Genomic DNA, 15818 nt, shown 5'->3' on the forward strand with positions numbered 1-15818 from the left:
CTTCAGCACTACCTTGCCGGGCTCAGAGGTGCTCGCCCAGGAAGGCCGCGGTCGCGTCCACGGCCTGCGTGACGTACGGCTCGCGGTCGTAGAGGTCGATGTGCTGCTTGGCGTCCACCCAGACGATCTCCTTCGGCCGGTCGAGCCGCCTGAACACCTCCTCCGCCCCCTCGGGGGAGCAGAACCGGTCCACCACGCCGTGCACGATCAGCGCCGGCTTCGGCGACAGGAAGTCGCTGCCCGTCATGTTGTCCATGGTCAGCAGCTCCAGCACGCTGGCCCTGGTCACCTCGTTCGCCCAGTGCGGGGACGCGCCGCGCTCGCCGCCGTAGTACGCGTACGGCTCGTCGCCGGGCATCGCGGCCTCACCCTGCCCGGCGACCGCGGGCAGGTACTCGACGGGCCCGCCCAGGTCCTGCCGCTCCAGCACGTCCAGGTAGGGCGCGAGGTCCGCGCCGCGCATCGCGTAGGGGTTGTTGTACGCCCCGGCGATGCCCGCGAACACCTTCACCCGGGGGTCGAAGGCGGCGAACTTGAGCGCGTACCCACCGCCGAGGCAGATCCCGACCGCTCCGATCCGCCCGCGGTCCACCTCGGGCCGCGAGCGCAGGAAGGACACCGCCGCCCGCAGGTCGTGCAGCTTGCCCTGCGGGTCCTCGTGGCGGCGCGGCCGCCCCTCGGACTCGCCCCAGTTGCGGTGGTCGAAGGCCAGCGTGGCATACCCCCGCTCGGCCAGCCGGGCCGCGTACAGGCCCGTGACCTGGTCACGCACTCCGGTGAACGGCCCGGTGAACACCAGCCCCGGCCACGGCCCCACGCCGTCCGGCACCCGCAGATCGCCGGCCAGCGTGAGACCGTCCACCATGAAATCCACTCTCATACGCACCAGGCTACGAGTCGAACCCGAGCCCCATCCGATCGAGCGCGCGCAGCCACAGGTTGCGCCTGCCCTGGTGCTGGTCGGCCTGCGCGATCGACCAGCGGGTGAACTGGATCACCCCCGACCGCACCGGCTCGGGCGGGAACGGCATCGGCTTCTCCTTCACCATGCGCAGCTCGGTGCGGTCGGTGGGCTTGCCCGACAGCAGGTCCAGCATGACGTTCGCGCCGAACCGGGTGGCGCCGACGCCCATGCCGGTGTAGCCGGCGGCGTAGACGAGCCGGCCGCCGTGCGCCTGCCCGTAGAAGGCGCTGAACCGGCTGCACGTGTCGATCACGCCGCCCCACCTGTGGGTGAACCGCACCCCGTCGAGCTGCGGGAAGGTGTCGTAGAAGTGCCGCGCGAGCTTGACGAACGTCTCGTCGCGCTGGTCGTACTCGGGCTTGACCAGGCCCCCGTTGTAGTAGACGGCGTCGTAGCCGCCCCACAGGATCCGGTTGTCGTCGGTCAGCCGGTAGTAGTGGAACTGGTTGCCCGAATCGCCGACGCCCTGCCTGTTGCGCCAGCCCACGGAGTCGAGCTGGGCCGCGGTCAGGGGCTCGGTCATCAGCACGTAGTCGTACACCGGGACCACGAAGTGCTTCAGCCGCCGCAGCAGCGGCGGGAACACCCCGGTGCCCAGCGCCACCTGGCGCGCGCCCACCGTGCCGTGGGGCGTGCGCAGGGTGATCGTCGTGCCGTCGTCGGCCATCGAGCGGACCGGGGTGCGCTCGTGGACGCGTACGCCGAGCCGCAGGCACGCGTCCCGCAGCCCCCACACCAGCCGCGCCGGGTCGAGCATGGCGCAGCCGCTGCGCTCCCAGAGCCCGCCCAGGTAGGTCGGCGAGTTCACCTCGGCCCGCACCTGCTCCCGGTCCAGCGGCAGGTAGTCGAGGCCGAGGTCGGAGATGAGGTCGAGGTGCTCGTTGAGGCCGTCGAGCTGCCACTCCTCGGTGGCCACGTGCAGCTCGCCGGTGCGTTCGAAGGAGCAGTCGACGCCGTAGCGCTCCAGCGTGCGCTCGATCTCGTCGAGGTTCTCGACGCCCATGCGTTCGAGCCGGTCGATCTCCTCGGGCCACCGCTCCAGCCCGTTGGCCAGGCCGTGGGTGAGGGTCGCCATGCAGAACCCGCCGTTGCGGCCGGTGGCCGCCCAGCCGATCCTGCGGCCCTCGATCAGGACGACGTCCAGCGAGGGGTCGCGCTCCTTGGCCATCAGGGCCGTCCAGAGCCCCGAGAAGCCGCCGCCGACGACGACCAGGTCGGCGGTGGTGTGTCCGAAGAGCCGCGGTTGCGGCTCGGGTCTGGCCGGGCTGTCCAGCCAGTACGGCTTGCGCTCCGCGTCAGCCAGCGCCTTCAGCGGATCCACAAATCCCACTTCCCTTACGAAAGTCTGAGTTTTGAAAATTGCGGGACCAATGAGGTGTCACGCGCGGGTTCCCCCCGCCGGAATCCGATCTCGCCTCCCTGTTCTTGGCCAAGGTGAAACCCCTCCGCGACCTGCGGAGGGGAATCCGGAAGAATGTTCTCAGCTACGGCGGCGCGCCGCGACCGCGTTGCCCACGGCGATCAGCACCCCGATGCAGAAGATCAGCGTACCCATGACGTTGACCTGCGGCGGGATGCCGGTCTTCACCGCGCCGACGATCCACAGCGGGAAGGTGACGGTCGAGCCGTTGACGAAGCTGGTCACCACGTAGTCGTCGATGGACAGCGCGAAGGCCAGCATCCCGCCCGCCAGCACGCCCGGCAGGATCGCCGGCAGCGTGACCTGCTGGAACGTGCCCCAGGCCGTCGCGCCCAGGTCTCTGGCCGCCTCCTCCAGGGAGGGGTCCAGGGTGACGACCCGCGCCCGCACCGTGACCACCACGAACGACAGCGAGAACAGCACGTGCGAGATGATGATCGTGTTGGCGTCGCGCGGCACGTTGCCGGAGACGAACAACGACAGCAGCGAGGCCCCCATGACCAGCTCGGGCGTGGAGATGGCGGCGAAGACCAGGAAGTTCGTCGCTCCCTGGCCGCGGAAGCGGTGCCTGCCGAGCGCCAGGCCCAGCATGGTGCCGATCACGACCGTGATGATCGTGCTGATCAGGGCGATCACCAGCGAGTTGCGCAGCGCGACGGTGAGGTCGGAGATCTCGAACAGCTCGGCGTACCAGCGCAGGGTGAAGCCCTGCCAGGTGGTGTTGGACTTGCTCTGCTTGTCGTTGAAGCCGAACAGGATCATCACGGCGATCGGCGACGACAGCCAGACGATGATCAGCCAGGTGTAGAGGTGCAGCAGCCGGTCGCCGGCCCGCGCGCCCCTCATCGGGCCGCCGCCTCTAGCACGTTCTCGGTCCCGAGCGCCCGCGCGTAGATGAAGATGCCCACCAGCAGCACCGCCATCAGCGTGAACGACAGCGCCGAGGCGGTCGGGTAGTCGAGGTTGGTCAGGTACTCCGTCTGGATGATGTTGCCGATCATCGTGTTCGAGGTGCCGCCGAGGATGGCGGCGTTGATCGGGTCGGCCGTGGCGGGCACGAACGTCATCAGCACCCCGGCGAACACCCCCGGCAGCGACAGCGGCAGCACCACCCGCCGGAAGGCCGCCGCCCGCGTCGCGTACAGGTCCTGGGCCGCCTCCACCACGCGCGGGTCCACCTGCTCCAGCGCCACGTAGATCGGCAGGATCATGAACGGCAGGAAGTTGTAGGTCAGCCCGCCCACCACCGCGAACGTCGTGGCCAGCACGTGGAAGTCCTCGGGCAGCAGCCCCCAGCCCTTGAGCGTGCCGAACAGGATGCCGTTGTCCGACAGCAGGAAGTTCCACGAGATCGTGCGCAGCACGAACGAGACGAAGAACGGCAGCAGGAGCAGGAACAGGTACATCGACTTGCGGGCGCCGGCCTTGAAGGCGATGAAGTACGCCACCGGGTAGCCGATGACCAGCATGGCCACGGTGGCGAGCCCGCCGTAGACCAGCGACCGGACGAGCTGCGTGCTGTAGCGGCCGATCGCGTCCGTGTAGTTGGAGAAGCTGAACGTCATGGCGAAGCCGTCGATGGCGTTGCCGGTCTGCAGCGACACCGACGCCATCGCGACCATGGGCACGACCAGGAAGATCGCCAGCCACATCCAGCTCGGCAGCGCGAGCAGGTAGGGGGTGAGCCGCCGCATCGGTTACGCCTGGGTGATGGACTGGAAGATCGGGTTGAACACCTGCTCCTGCTGGGTGGTGAGCCGGGTGTAGTTGCGCAGCTTGGCGTAGTCGGACTCGGAGGGGAACATGAGGGCGCTGCCGACCATGTCCTCCAGCGCCTTCTTGTCCTCGCCCTTGGCCGTCGCGGCCTTCTCGCGCAGCAGGTCCTGCACGGCGGGGACCGGGGTGACGTACTGGATGTACTCGTCGAGCTCCGCGGCCACGGCCGGCTGGTAGAGGTAGTCCATCAGCATGAGGGCGTCCACCGGGTTGGCCGCGCCCTTGGGGATGAGCATGTTGTCGGTCCAGATCGTGCCGCCCTCGGCCGGCACGACGAACTTCACCGGCTCGCCGGCGAGCTGCCGCTGGAACACGTCGCCGGACCAGGCCATGGTCAGCCAGACGTCGCCCTTCGACACGGCGTCGATATACGACTGATCATAATATTTCCGCACAATTCCGGCGTCGCGCTGCGCCTTCAGCTTCTCGCCGGCCTTGTTCCAGTCCGCCTCGGTGGACTTCTCCGGGTCGATGCCCAGCGCGATCATGCCGAAGTTGGCGATCTCCTGGGCGTCGGCCATCATGCCGACCCGCCCCTTGTACTTCGGGTCGAACAGCGACTCGATGCTGGTGATCTCGTCCTTGACGTACTTGGTGTTGTAGGCGATGCCGGTCACCCCGGAGGTGTACGGCACCGTGTACTTGTTACCCGGGTCGTACGAGCGCTCCTTGTACTTCTGCCCGGCGTTGGCCTGGAAGTTCGGCAGCTTGGAGTGGTCGAGCGGCACCGCGTAACCCAGCTCGATCATGTGCTGGAGCTGGATGCCGTTGGTCATGACGACGATGTCGTAGCCCAGCGGCTGCCCGGCGCGCAGCACGGGGTCGGCCTTGCCGAAGAACTCGGCGTTCTCCTGGATGACCTCCTTGTACTCGTACGCGATGCCGGTGTCCTGCTTGAACTTCTCCAGCGGGCCCTTGTCCTCGGGCATGTACTCGGGCCAGTTGGCGAAGACGACCTTGCCGTTCTTCTTCTGCTTGGCCCAGTAGTCGGCGACGGCGTCGGCCTTCGGGGGCGCCGCCTTCTGCCCCTGCACGCCGCAGGCGGCCAGGGCGAGCCCGGCGGCCGAGAAGCCGGCCAGGCGGAAGACGTCACGACGGGTGCGGGGCTGCGTCATTCCACGCATGAAGGGGTTCATGGGGTGCTATCAACTTCCAATCACGTACGAGTGCTGCGCCTGCCACGACAGCCAGACGGAGTCGCCCCGCTCCGCCGTGGCCGTCGCGTCATGCGCGTTCTGCTGGAACACGGTGACCTCGGCCCCGTCAGCGAGACTCACCGCATAGCTGTTATACGTGCCGAGATACACCACCTCGGCCACGGTGCCCCGCACGGCGCTCAGCCCCTGCGCGGGCTCGTCCGTGCCGATGGTGATCTTCTCGGGCCGCACGGTCACCGTCACGTCGCCGTCCTGGCCGGGCACCAGCACCCGGCCGCCGCCGACCTTCAGCTCGCCGCCGGTCGCGGCGCCGGCGAGCAGGTTGGAGGTGCCGATGAAGCCGGCCACGAAGGCCGTGGCGGGCCGCTCGTAGATCTCGCGCGGGCCGGCGAGCTGCTCGACCACGCCGTCGTTCATGACGGCGATGCGGTCGCTCATGGTCAGCGCCTCGCTCTGGTCGTGCGTGACGTACACGAACGTGATGCCGACCTCGCGCTGGATGCGCTTGAGCTCGATCTGCATGGCCTGGCGCAGCTTGAGGTCGAGCGCGCCGAGCGGCTCGTCGAGCAGCAGCGCGCGCGGCCGGTTGACCAGCGCCCTGGCCAGGGCCACGCGCTGCTGCTGGCCGCCGGAGAGCTGGCGCGGCATGCGCCTGCCCCGGTCGGCGAGGTCGACGATCTCCAGCATCTCGCCGACCCGCCGGTCGATCTCCGCCTTCGGCGACTTGCGCTGCTTGAGCCCGAACGCCACGTTGTCCCAGACGCTCATGTGCGGGAAGAGCGCGTAGGACTGGAAGACCATGTTGACGTCGCGCTTGTTCGGGGGGACGTTCGTGACGTCCTGGCCGTAGAGCTTCACCAGGCCCTTGGTGGGCGCCTCGAAGCCCGCGATCATCCTCATGGTCGTGGTCTTGCCACAGCCGGAGGGCCCGAGGAGGGAGAAGAACTCCCCCTCCTCGATGCCCAGCGTCACACCTCTGACTGCCTGGACGACCTCGCCATGCGAGTGGTACTCCTTGACGACGTCCGCAAGCTCGATCGCACTCAGCCCGGTCATTTCCAGGTTCGTTCCTTGCCGCTATTCGCCGATGTAGTGCATGACGTGCTTGACCCGGGTGTAGTCGTGCAGACCGAACACCGAGAGGTCCTTGCCGTATCCGGAGTGCTTGAAGCCGCCGTGCGGCATCTCCGAGACGAACGGGATGTGCGTGTTGACCCAGACCACGCCGAAGTCGAGCCGGTTCGACATGCGCATGGCGCGGCCGTGGTCGGAGGTCCAGACCGAGCCGCTCAGGCCGTACCTCACGTCGTTGGCCTTGGCCAGGGCGTCGGCCTCGTCGGTGAACGTCTGGACGGTGATCACGGGGCCGAAGACCTCGTTCTGCACCATCTCGTCGTCCTGACGCAGCCCGTCGACGATGGTCGGGGCGAAGAAGTAGCCCTTGTCGCCGACGCGGTGACCGCCCGTGAGGACCTTGGCGTGCGCGGGGACCCGGTCGATGAAGCCCTGGACCCTGGTGAGCTGGTTCTCGTTGTTGAGCGGGCCGTAGAGGGCGTCCTCGTTGCCCAGGTCGCCGGTGACGGTGCCGGCGGCGGCCTCGGTGAGCGCGGCCACGAACTCGTCGTGCACGCTCTCGTGCACCAGCACGCGGCAGGCGGCCGTGCAGTCCTGGCCGGCGTTGTAGAGGCCCGCGGTGGCGATGTCGCCGGCGGCCCTGCGCAGGTCCTTGACGTCCTCGAAGACCACGACCGGCGCCTTGCCGCCGAGCTCCAGGTGCACGCGCTTGAGGTCGTCGGCGGCGCTCCTGGCCACCGACATGCCCGCGCCGACCGAGCCGGTGATGGCCACCATGGCCGCGGTCGGGTGGCTGACCACCATGGCGCCGCTCTCGCGGTCGCCGGTGACGACGTTGAAGACGCCGGCCGGCAGCACCTCGCCGAGGATCTCGGCCAGCTTCAGCGTGGAGACCGGGGTGGTGTCGGACGGCTTGAGCACGATCGTGTTGCCGGCGGCCAGCGCCGGGGCGATCTTCCAGACCGCCATCATCATCGGGTAGTTCCACGGCGTGACCTGGCCGATCACGCCGATGGGCTCGTGCCTGATGACGCTGGTGTGCTCGGCCAGGAACTCGCCGGCCGTCGGGCCCTCCAGCGTGCGCGCCGCGCCCGCGAAGAAGCGGAAGTGGTCGGCGGCGACCGGCGTCTCGTCCTCGGCCATGCGGGCGCGGGGCTTGCCGGTGTTGAGGCACTCGGCCTCGTTGATCTCATCGGCCCGGGCGTCGATCGCGTCGGCGACCTTGAGCAGCAGGTTCGCCCGCTCGCCCGGGGTGGTCCTGCCCCACGACTCGAACGCGGCGGCCGCGGCGGCGAAGGCGGCGTCGACATCCTCCTGACCCGAGACGGGAGCCTGGACATAGGCCTCACCCGTGCACGGATCGATGATGTCGGAGAATCGGCCGCTCTTGGCGTCCACGAACTCACCGTTGATGTAGTTCTGCAGACGGGTGGTCAAGGTGATGACCTCCTCGTGAGGTGGCTGAGATGCCGCGACTCTGACAGAGCAGATGCATCACGACAAGGGATTTCGTGGTGAAGATATCAAATTGCTACGAATTCGCTTGACAGACCGCGAAGAACTGACAACATGTCGCACCAGGACGGCAACCCGGCGGGAACGACCCCGTAACGCCGGACCGCTAGGAGGATCCGCTCAATGACGACGCCGCCCCGCGTACGCCGGAACAGCGCAGGCTCCGGTGGCCCGGTAGTGCTCGACGACCTGTCCAAGCAGATCATCGAGCAGCTCCAGGCCGACGGGCGCAAGCCCTACGCGGCGATCGGGAAGGCGGTGGGCCTGTCCGAGGCCGCCGTACGCCAGCGCGTCCAGCGGCTCCAGGACGCCGGCGTCATGCAGATCGTCGCGGTCACCGACCCGCTCACGCTCGGGTTCCCCCGCCAGGCCATGATCGGCGTCAACTGCGAGGGCGACCTGGAGAAGGTGGCAGACGAGCTGGCGAACATCGAGGAGATCGACTACGTCGTGCTCACGGCCGGCTCCTTCGACGTGATCGTCGAGGTGGTCTGCGAGGGTGACGGGCACCTGCTGGAGATCCTCAGCAAGATCCGCGCCATCCCCGCCGTACGGGCCACCGAGTCGTTCGTCTACCTCAAGCTGCGCAAGCAGACCTACTCCTGGGGCACCCGCTAGCTCCTGGGGCACCCGCTAGCCGACCCTGGCGACCGCCCGCACGGGCGAGCCGTCGCCTCCGGCGATCCGCAGCGGGAACATCGACACCTCGATCTCCCGCTCCCCGATCAACCGGTCGAGGCCGTACAGGTTCTCCGCGATGACCGCGTGCGCGCGCAGCAGCGCCTCGTGCGCCGGGAAGGCGTCCGCGGGTGTCGGATCCACGCTGAGCGCGTCGATCCCCACCGTACGGACGCCCCGCCCGGCCAGCAGCGCCGCGGCCTGCGCGCTGAGGAAGGGGTGGTCGCGAGCCCCGAAGGGCCATCCGGTGGCCACCAGCACGATCACCTCCGGGTCGATGTGCTCGAACCGCTCCGGCCCGATGGCCGAGCCCGCCCCCAGCCCCCGGGCGTCCACCACGACGGCGGGCCCGTGGAAGCGCTCCAGCGGCAGCTCGTCCAGCGTCGGCAGCGAGTCGTCGAGGTGGAAGGGGGCGTCCACGTGGGTGCCCGAGTGGGAGCCCAGGTGCAGGCTCAGCACGTTCACGCCGTCGCGGGCCGCGGTGAGCGCGGGGCCGACCGAGACCTCGGGGTCGCCCGGGTAGACGGGCATCCCGGTCTCGATCGGCGCCGACAGGTCGAGCAGCGTCATCACGCCACCGGCTCCACGATGGGCAGCACCGGCGTGTCGGCCGAGCGGACCAGGCGCGGCCCCTCGGGCCCGTACACCTCGCGCGGCTCGGGGAAGAGCGCCAGCAGCACCAGGTAGAGCAGCCCGGCCACGGCCAGCCCGACCGGGAGCGAGATGTCGATCCCGCTGGCCAGGTTCCCCAGCGGCCCGACGAACTGCCCCGGCAGGTTGACGAACATCAGCGCCAGCCCGGCGGAGACCAGCCAGGCGCTGAGCCCGCGCCAGTTCCAGCCGTGCGTGAACCAGTAGCGGCCACCGCGCTGGCGCCGGTTGAACACCTGCAGCGCCTCGGGGTCGTACCAGCCACGCCGCGTCACGTAGCCGAGCATCATGATCACCATCCAGGGTGCCGTACACGTGATGATCAGTGTGGCGAACGTGGAGATGCTCTGCGTGAGGTTCGCCGCGAAACGGCCGATGAAGATGAACACGATCGACAGCGTGCCGATGAACACCGTGGCCTGGACCCGCGAGAAGCGGGGGAAGACGCTGGAGAAGTCGAGGCCGGTGCCGTACAACGAGGTCGTGCCGGTGGACATGCCGCCGATCAGGGCGATGAGGCAGACGGGCACGAAGTACCAGCCGGGCGAGACCGCCAGCAGGCCGCCGACATAGTTGGGGGCGGCGGGGTCGACGTACTGGGCGGCCTTGGTGGCGATGATCGAGGCGGTGGCCAGGCCGAAGAAGAACGGCAGGATGGTGGCGATCTGCGACAGGAACGCCGCCGCCATCACCCGCCCGCGCGGGGTGCTCGCCGGGATGTAGCGGGACCAGTCGCCCAGGAAGGCGCCGAACGAGACCGGGTTCGACAGCACGATCAGGGCCGCGCCGATGAACGAGGGCCAGAACAGGGCGTCGCCCGGCTTCACGGCGCCGGCGTACGACGGGTCGAAGTCGCCGGCGAAGGCGAACACGCCCAGCACGAACAGCAGCGACGCCGCCGCGACCGCGATCTTGTTCACGAACAGCATGAACCGGAAGCCGTACACGCAGACCACGAGCACGAGGACGGCGAAGACGCCGTACGCGACCCCGTACGAGAAGTCGGTGTCCGGCAGCCCCACCAGCCGGTGGGCGCCGCCCACGAGCGCGTCGCCCGAGGACCACACCGAGATCGAGAAGAACGCGATCGCGGTCAGCAGCGACAGGAACGAGCCCACGACCCGGCCGTGCACGCCCAGGTGCGCGGAGGAGGACACGGCGTTGTTGGTGCCGTTGAGCGGCCCGAACAGCGACAGCGGCGCCAGGATCAGCGCCCCCGCCACCAGCCCGAGCACGGTGGCGGCCAGGCCGTGCCAGAACGACAGGCCGAACAGGATGGGAAAGGCGCCCAGCACGCACGTCGCGAACGTGTTGGCGCCACCGAAGGCGACCCTGAACAGGTCGACGGGGCGGGCGTTGCGGTCGGCGTCGGGGATGCGCTCGACGCCGTAGGTCTCGATCTCGGTGAGGGAGCCGCTGCTCATGTCTTCTCCTGGAGCGCCAGCAGGCTGACGAGGTCGTAGGCCACGTGGGAGGCGGCGATCGAGGTGATCTCCGCGTGGTCGTAGGCCGGGGCCACCTCGACCACGTCGGCCCCGATCAGGTTCAGCCCGGCCAGGCCGCGCAGGATCTCCAGCAGCTCGCGGCTGGTGAGCCCGCCGGCCTCGGGGGTGCCCGTGCCGGGGGCGTGCGCGGGGTCGAGCACGTCGATGTCGATGGACAGGTACAGCGGGCGGTCGCCGACCCGCTGCCGCAGCAGGTCGATCACCTCGTCCAGCCCGCGCCGCAGCACGTCGGCCGCGGTCACGATGCCGAACCCGAGCCGCCGGTCCTCCTCCAGGTCCTTCTTGCCGTAGAGGGAGCCCCTGATGCCGACGTGGCTGAGCGCCTCGGTGTCGAGGACGCCCTCCTCGACGGCCCGGCGGAACGGGGTGCCGTGCGTGTACTCGGCCCCGAAGTAGGTGTCCCACGTGTCGAGGTGCGCGTCGAAGTGCACCAGCGCCACGGGGCCGTGCTTCCTGGCCGCCGAGCGCAGCAGCGGGAGCGCGATCGTGTGGTCGCCGCCGATGGTGACCAGCCTGGCGTCCAGGTCGTCGGCCGCGCCCTCGATGGTCTCGATGGCGGCGCCGATGTCGAACGGGTTGACCGCGATGTCCCCGGCGTCGGCGACCTGCACCCGCTCGAACGGGGACACGTCGAGGCCGGGGTGGTAGGGCCGCAGCAGCCGGGACGCCTCCCGTACGGCGGCGGGGCCGAACCGGGCGCCGGGCCGGTAGGAGACGCCGGTGTCGAAGGGCACGCCCACCACCGCCACGTCCGCCCGTTCCACCTGGTCGAGGCGGGGCAGGCGGGCGAAGGTGGCGGGGCCCGCGAAGCGCGGGACCTTGCTGGAGTCGACGGGGCCGAGGTTCATGCGCCTCAGTGTTCGTCACGCTTCTGACCTGCGGCAATTGTGGTCGTCACGAAGTATTACGGTGTGTGTTGTGGCCGAGCACAAACTGACCGTGGAGGATCTCCTCCGCTCCCCCGCACTCCAGCTCCGCGTGCTGGCGGGCGAGGCCGGGCTGTCCCGCTCGGTCTCGTGGGCGCACGTCAGCGAGCTGGACGACCCGACGCCGTGGCTGCTCGGCGCCGAGGTCATCATGACGACCGGCATCGGCGTGCCCCGCTCGGCCGCCAGGCAGCGGGCCTACCTGGAGCGCCTCGACGACGCCGGGGTCTGCGCGCTCGCCCTGTCGGCCCAGCTCCACGTGCCGCCGCTGCACCCGGCGTTCTTCGAGGCCGCCGAGGAGCGCGGCATGCCGGTGCTGGAGGTGCCGCTGGCGGTCCCGTTCATCGCGATCGCGCAGGAGGTCGCGGCGGCGCTCCAGGAGGACGCCAGCCACCGCCTCGGCGCCCAGCTCCAGGTGTTCGGCGCGCTGCGCTGGCTGGCCGCGGAGGACCTGGACACGGCCACGCTCTTCAAGCGCCTGGAACGCCTGTCCGGCTACGACGTCTACCTGTCCACCCGCTCGGGCCGCCCCCTGCTGCCCGGCGTCCCCGTCCCCCCGCCGTCCGTCCTGCCCGCCGCGCCCGACGCCCCGCCCACGATCCCCGGCGGCTTCGTGCTGCCCGTCTCGGCCCCGGGCGGCCCCGCCGGCTACCTGGTGGCCTTCGAACGCGAGGGCGCCCGCCCCGCGGGCCTGGCCGTGGTCCAGCACATCGCCACGGTGGCCGCGCTCCAGGTCGCGATGGCCAGGCACGAGCGCGAGACCCTGCGCAGGGAGGGTGCGGAGACGCTGGCCGAGCTGCTGCAGGACCTCCTCGACCCGCCGGCCGCCCGCCGCCGCCTGGCCCGCCTCGGCCTGTCCATGGAGTCCGACACGGTGCTGCTGGTGGTGCGCGGCGTCCCCGACGACGCCCTGCGCCGCGCCATGGACGACCTGCCGCACCTGATGCTGCGCCGCGGCGACGACCACTACCTCCTGGGCCCACCGGCGCTCGGCCCCGCCGTCGCCGCCGTACCAGGGGTCGCGGCCGGGATGAGCCGCCCCTTCCCGCCCGGGGAGCCGCTGCGGGTGGCCCAGCGGGAGGCCACCTGGGCGGCCACGCACGCCGCCGAGTCGAGCCGGTCGCTCGTCCTGTACGGCGACGACACGACCGGCCGGTGGCTGCCCGAGGATCCGGCCACGCTGGCCGCATTGGTGGAATACGTGCTGGGCAAGGTGCTCGCCTATGACGAGGCGCACAATTCCTATTTGCTGGCTTCCGTACGGACCTGGCTGGAACATAACCGCCATATGCGCGACGCCGCCAGGGCCCTGCACGTGCATCCCAATACACTGGCCTACCGCCTGCGCCGATTCAGCGAGCTCAGCGGCCGGGACCTCGACTCCAGCGCGGCCTTCGCCGAGGTCTGGCTGGCCATCCGCGCGGCCCGCCAACTCGGCCTCCACAACTGAGCCGGCGCTATAGTCACCGCCCCAGTTCGGCCGCATCCGAAAACAACGCCCGATTATCCGGCATTTCATTCGGCCAAAGTCCCGTCGTATCATCGCCACAGCGGGCGAGGAGGGACTTTCTATGGCGCAACCGGCTCGCGCGGTCGGCACCGGGCTCGTGGAGCTGACCGACCTGACGCTGCTCCAGCTCGTCGAGGTGGACGAGGCGACTCTCGACCGGGCAGTGCGCGGGATCGTCGGGCGACGAGGGCCGTGGGACCGGCTGTGGCAGGAGGACAGCGCGTCCGGCCACGGCGCCGTTCCGTGACCGCCGGCACGTACGAGCTCTGCGACCACCTGGCCGGCGGCGACCCCACACCCGCGCTGCTGGAGCGCCTCAGGGGCCTCCAGCTGGCCAGGAACCAGGTGCTCCTGGCGGCGGTGCAGCGCAGGGTGCCCGGCCACGACGCCGCCTTCCGGGCGCTCGGGCGCCTGCAGAGCGACGAGCCGCGGCTCATGGCGGAGCTGCTGCTGCTCCCCCAGGTGGGCTGCTGGGCGGTGGACGCGTTGTGGCGGCTGGACCGCGGCGAGGAGCCGGACCTGACCTACCTGGCGGCCTTCGCGGCCGGCGCCGCCATGCGGGCCGGCCGGCGGCCGCCGCCGTTCGCCGGTCCGCTCGTCCCCGGGATGGGCACGATCACCGAGTCCGGCCTCGTGCCGATACCCGTCCTCGACGTGGCGGCGGGCCCGGCCCGGTTGTCCGTCCGTCTCGACGCGATCGACCCCTACCTCGCCGGCTACGGCAGGCGGGGCGGCGCCGATCCGGTGTGGTGGCAGCGCGAGCTGAGCCTGGCCTGGCAGGTGCTGTGCGAGCGGCATCACGCGGCGGCGGGGACGGTGGCGGAGGTCTTCACCACGCTGGTGCCCCTGGACAGCGGCGAGCGCAGCCGGCCGTTCAGCGCCACCTCCGGCTGGGCGTACGGCGCGATCGCCCTGTCGCCCCCGCCCGATCCGCTCGCGTTCGCCGAGAGCCTGGTGCACGAGGTGTGGCACCTGCTGCTCGGCGCGGTGGAGGACACGACCTCGCTGGTCGATCCCGGCGACGACCGCCGCTGGTACGCCCCGTGGCGCTCCGACCCCCGGCCGCTGGGCGCGCTGGTGCAGGGCTGCTTCGCGAACTTCGCGATCACCGCCTTCTGGCGCACCGAGTGCGGCGTGCCGTCTCCGCGGGAGCCGGGCCGGGCGGAGACCGAGTTCGCCCACCGCCGGGCCACCACCTTCGAGGCGCTCAGCCGGGCGGCGGATTCGGGCGGCCTGACGACGGCGGGCTCGCGCCTGGTGGACGGCCTGCTGCGGCGGCTCGCCCCGTGGCTGCGCGAGCCCCTCCCCGCCGCGGCCGAGCGCCGCGCGGACGAGCTGCGGGCCGCCCATCGGGCGCGCTGGCTGGCCGCCAACCCCGGCCACTCCGTCTGACACTCGGCACCGCGACCACGGCGGGAAACGCTCCGCACCGGAACCACGGCGGGAAGGCGTGAGGTCAGTCGTTCATCGGCTCGATGCCCATGTTGATGCGCCCGAACTGCGCGGCCAGCCGGGCGTGCGGATGATCCGGCAGCAACGAGTGCCGGTAGCGGTCCAGCGCCTCCTCCCGCAACCGCGCCGCGGCGTCCTTGTCGCCGTCCGCGTTGCGGTCGAGGGCGAGGACGATCGCGACGACGCGATCACCCCCGACCGGCTGGCCCGGCTCGGCGATCTCGCCGGGATCCTCGCGGGGTACTTCGACCGGACGGTGCGCGACGTGAGCGTGGAGACCGGCGTGCCGGAGCCGGAGCTGCGCGACTGGATCGAGACGACGTTCATCACCGAGCGGGGCACGCGCGGCACCGCCTACCGCGGCCTGACGCAGACCGCCGACATGCCCAACCCCGTGGTGGACGCGCTGGTGGCCCGGCACGTCCTGACCGAGGAGCAGCGGGCGCGCAGCCTCTGGTACCAGCTCGGGCAGGAGCGGCTGGTCGAGGCCGTGCGCACCGCGAACCGCGCGCACCACGTCGTGCCCGCCCGCGGCAGGCCGCAGGAGCACACGCCCGCCGACTTCCGCGCCGCCGCCGAGGCCGCGCTCGGGGAGGGCAACTTCATCTCGGCCCACCGCTTCGCCTCCGTGGCGGCCAGGCGATCGCTGGAGCAGGGCGACGAGCGGCAGTTCGCGAACCTGCTGGCGTTCCAGGCCGAGGTGTCCAGGATCGAGGGCGACCTGGAGGCGGCCAAGCAGACGCTGAACGAGGCCCGCTCGCAGTTCGAGAGCCAGCAGGACACGCTGTCCACCGTGCAGGTGCTGACCGCGCTGGCCGAGGTGTCGCTGTCGATGAGCGACGCCGAGGAGGCGGTCGAGCTGGGCCGGCAGGCGGTGGCCAGGATGCCCGGCGACGTGAGCGCCCGCACGCTCCTGGCCTACGCCCTGTGGCGGGCGGGCTCGCCGGCGGACGCGGAAGCGGCCTACAACGACGCCCTCGACCTCGACCGCAACGCCGCCCGCGCGCTCTACGGGCGGGGCCGGGTCCGCATCGCGCTGCGCGACTTCCGCGGCGCGCTGGCGGACCTGGACCGGGCGCTGGCGCTCGGCCTGCCCCGCTCGGAGGAGGACCGCGCCCGGGCCGCCAGGGAGGAGGCCCACCGCCGCCTCGGTCTCTGACCGGCCCCGGCGCGCCTCCTCCTCGACCCGC

15 protein-coding genes are annotated in these 15818 nt (G+C 70.8%); 5 read left to right on the forward strand and 10 right to left on the reverse strand.

All coding sequences use genetic code 11. The features are described from left to right. Nucleotides 1-22 precede the first annotated feature (22 nt). The 7 genes from HD597_RS40500 to HD597_RS40530 all read right to left on the reverse strand — a co-directional run bounded on the left by HD597_RS40500 (nucleotide 23) and on the right by HD597_RS40530 (nucleotide 7828). Nucleotides 23-880, reverse strand: a complete 858-nt coding sequence (locus HD597_RS40500; RefSeq protein ID WP_253749688.1) for an alpha/beta hydrolase — start codon at nucleotides 878-880, stop codon at nucleotides 23-25. 10 nt (nucleotides 881-890) lie between these two features. Beyond that, a complete protein-coding gene (locus tag HD597_RS40505) occupies nucleotides 891-2285 on the reverse strand; it encodes an NAD(P)/FAD-dependent oxidoreductase (protein ID WP_253749690.1) in 1395 nt (464 codons plus the stop codon). 159 nt (nucleotides 2286-2444) lie between these two features. Beyond that, entirely contained in the window at nucleotides 2445-3230 is a 786-nt protein-coding gene (locus HD597_RS40510) for an ABC transporter permease (RefSeq protein ID WP_253749692.1), read from the reverse strand. Beyond that, nucleotides 3227-4078 (reverse strand): ABC transporter permease, encoded by an 852-nt coding sequence (locus HD597_RS40515; protein WP_253749694.1) that lies wholly within the window; start codon nucleotides 4076-4078, stop codon nucleotides 3227-3229. The genes HD597_RS40510 and HD597_RS40515 overlap by 4 nt, the downstream gene beginning before the upstream one ends. Nucleotides 4079-4081: 3 nt before the next feature. Then, nucleotides 4082-5275 (reverse strand): polyamine ABC transporter substrate-binding protein, encoded by a 1194-nt coding sequence (locus tag HD597_RS40520; protein ID WP_253749696.1) that lies wholly within the window; start codon nucleotides 5273-5275, stop codon nucleotides 4082-4084. Between the two features lie 30 nt (nucleotides 5276-5305). Next, nucleotides 5306-6373 (reverse strand): ABC transporter ATP-binding protein, encoded by a 1068-nt coding sequence (locus tag HD597_RS40525; RefSeq protein ID WP_253749698.1) that lies wholly within the window; start codon nucleotides 6371-6373, stop codon nucleotides 5306-5308. A gap of 21 nt (nucleotides 6374-6394) precedes the next feature. Further along, the gene (locus HD597_RS40530) at nucleotides 6395-7828 is read right to left on the reverse strand and encodes a gamma-aminobutyraldehyde dehydrogenase (protein WP_253749700.1); all 1434 of its coding nucleotides are present in this window, start codon (nucleotides 7826-7828) and stop codon (nucleotides 6395-6397) included. A gap of 201 nt (nucleotides 7829-8029) precedes the next feature. Between HD597_RS40530 and HD597_RS40535 the strand changes: the two genes are divergently transcribed. Then, nucleotides 8030-8524, forward strand: coding sequence for an Lrp/AsnC family transcriptional regulator (locus HD597_RS40535; protein ID WP_253749702.1), 495 nt, complete (start codon nucleotides 8030-8032; stop codon nucleotides 8522-8524). A gap of 15 nt (nucleotides 8525-8539) precedes the next feature. On the opposite strand, the gene HD597_RS40540 is transcribed toward HD597_RS40535, so the two are convergent. From HD597_RS40540 to speB, 3 genes are read right to left on the reverse strand one after another with little or no spacing between them, the layout of a single operon-like run. Then, nucleotides 8540-9154: a cyclase family protein gene (locus HD597_RS40540; protein ID WP_253759680.1), complete on the reverse strand. Its 615-nt coding sequence runs from the start codon at nucleotides 9152-9154 to the stop codon at nucleotides 8540-8542. Beyond that, nucleotides 9154-10659, reverse strand: coding sequence for a purine-cytosine permease family protein (locus tag HD597_RS40545; RefSeq protein ID WP_253749704.1), 1506 nt, complete (start codon nucleotides 10657-10659; stop codon nucleotides 9154-9156). Before HD597_RS40545 ends, HD597_RS40540 begins: the two co-directional genes overlap by 1 nt. Next, on the reverse strand, nucleotides 10656-11588 hold the full coding sequence (gene speB, locus HD597_RS40550) for an agmatinase (RefSeq protein WP_253749706.1): 933 nt from the start codon (nucleotides 11586-11588) through the stop codon (nucleotides 10656-10658). Before speB ends, HD597_RS40545 begins: the two co-directional genes overlap by 4 nt. Before the next feature lie 70 nt (nucleotides 11589-11658). On the opposite strand from speB, the gene HD597_RS40555 reads away from it, so the two are divergent. The 4 genes from HD597_RS40555 (at nucleotide 11659) to HD597_RS40570 (ending at nucleotide 15787) form a co-directional block, all read left to right on the forward strand. Further along, nucleotides 11659-13116 carry a PucR family transcriptional regulator gene (locus tag HD597_RS40555; protein WP_253749707.1) on the forward strand — a complete coding sequence of 486 codons (1458 nt, stop codon included), beginning with the start codon at nucleotides 11659-11661 and terminating at the stop codon, nucleotides 13114-13116. Nucleotides 13117-13237: 121 nt separating this feature from the next. Next, entirely contained in the window at nucleotides 13238-13423 is a 186-nt protein-coding gene (locus tag HD597_RS40560) for a hypothetical protein (protein WP_185109430.1), read from the forward strand. Beyond that, nucleotides 13420-14568: an aKG-HExxH-type peptide beta-hydroxylase gene (locus HD597_RS40565; RefSeq protein ID WP_253749708.1), complete on the forward strand. Its 1149-nt coding sequence runs from the start codon at nucleotides 13420-13422 to the stop codon at nucleotides 14566-14568. The genes HD597_RS40560 and HD597_RS40565 overlap by 4 nt, the downstream gene beginning before the upstream one ends. Nucleotides 14569-14716: 148 nt before the next feature. Next, complete coding sequence (locus HD597_RS40570; RefSeq protein WP_253749709.1) at nucleotides 14717-15787, forward strand: tetratricopeptide repeat protein; 1071 nt, start codon at nucleotides 14717-14719, stop codon at nucleotides 15785-15787. Nucleotides 15788-15818 lie beyond the last annotated feature (31 nt).

It is taken from the genome of Nonomuraea thailandensis (genome assembly GCF_024172165.1).
Taxonomy (GTDB): Bacteria; Actinomycetota; Actinomycetes; order Streptosporangiales; family Streptosporangiaceae; genus Nonomuraea; species Nonomuraea thailandensis.

What these genes read in the sequence shown, in the direction of transcription:
- HD597_RS40545 (WP_253749704.1), bottom strand. Translation starts at nt 10,659, where the DNA reads ATGAGCAGCGGCTCCCTCACCGAGATCGAGACCTACGGCGTCGAGCGC.
- HD597_RS40520 (WP_253749696.1), bottom strand. Translation starts at nt 5,275, where the DNA reads ATGACGCAGCCCCGCACCCGTCGTGACGTCTTCCGCCTGGCCGGCTTC.
- HD597_RS40515 (WP_253749694.1), bottom strand. Translation starts at nt 4,078, where the DNA reads ATGCGGCGGCTCACCCCCTACCTGCTCGCGCTGCCGAGCTGGATGTGG.
- HD597_RS40510 (WP_253749692.1), bottom strand. Translation starts at nt 3,230, where the DNA reads ATGAGGGGCGCGCGGGCCGGCGACCGGCTGCTGCACCTCTACACCTGG.
- HD597_RS40560 (WP_185109430.1), top strand. Translation starts at nt 13,238, where the DNA reads ATGGCGCAACCGGCTCGCGCGGTCGGCACCGGGCTCGTGGAGCTGACC.
- HD597_RS40535 (WP_253749702.1), top strand. Translation starts at nt 8,030, where the DNA reads ATGACGACGCCGCCCCGCGTACGCCGGAACAGCGCAGGCTCCGGTGGC.
- speB (WP_253749706.1), bottom strand. Translation starts at nt 11,588, where the DNA reads ATGAACCTCGGCCCCGTCGACTCCAGCAAGGTCCCGCGCTTCGCGGGC.
- HD597_RS40540 (WP_253759680.1), bottom strand. Translation starts at nt 9,154, where the DNA reads ATGACGCTGCTCGACCTGTCGGCGCCGATCGAGACCGGGATGCCCGTC.
- HD597_RS40500 (WP_253749688.1), bottom strand. Translation starts at nt 880, where the DNA reads ATGAGAGTGGATTTCATGGTGGACGGTCTCACGCTGGCCGGCGATCTG.
- HD597_RS40525 (WP_253749698.1), bottom strand. Translation starts at nt 6,373, where the DNA reads ATGACCGGGCTGAGTGCGATCGAGCTTGCGGACGTCGTCAAGGAGTAC.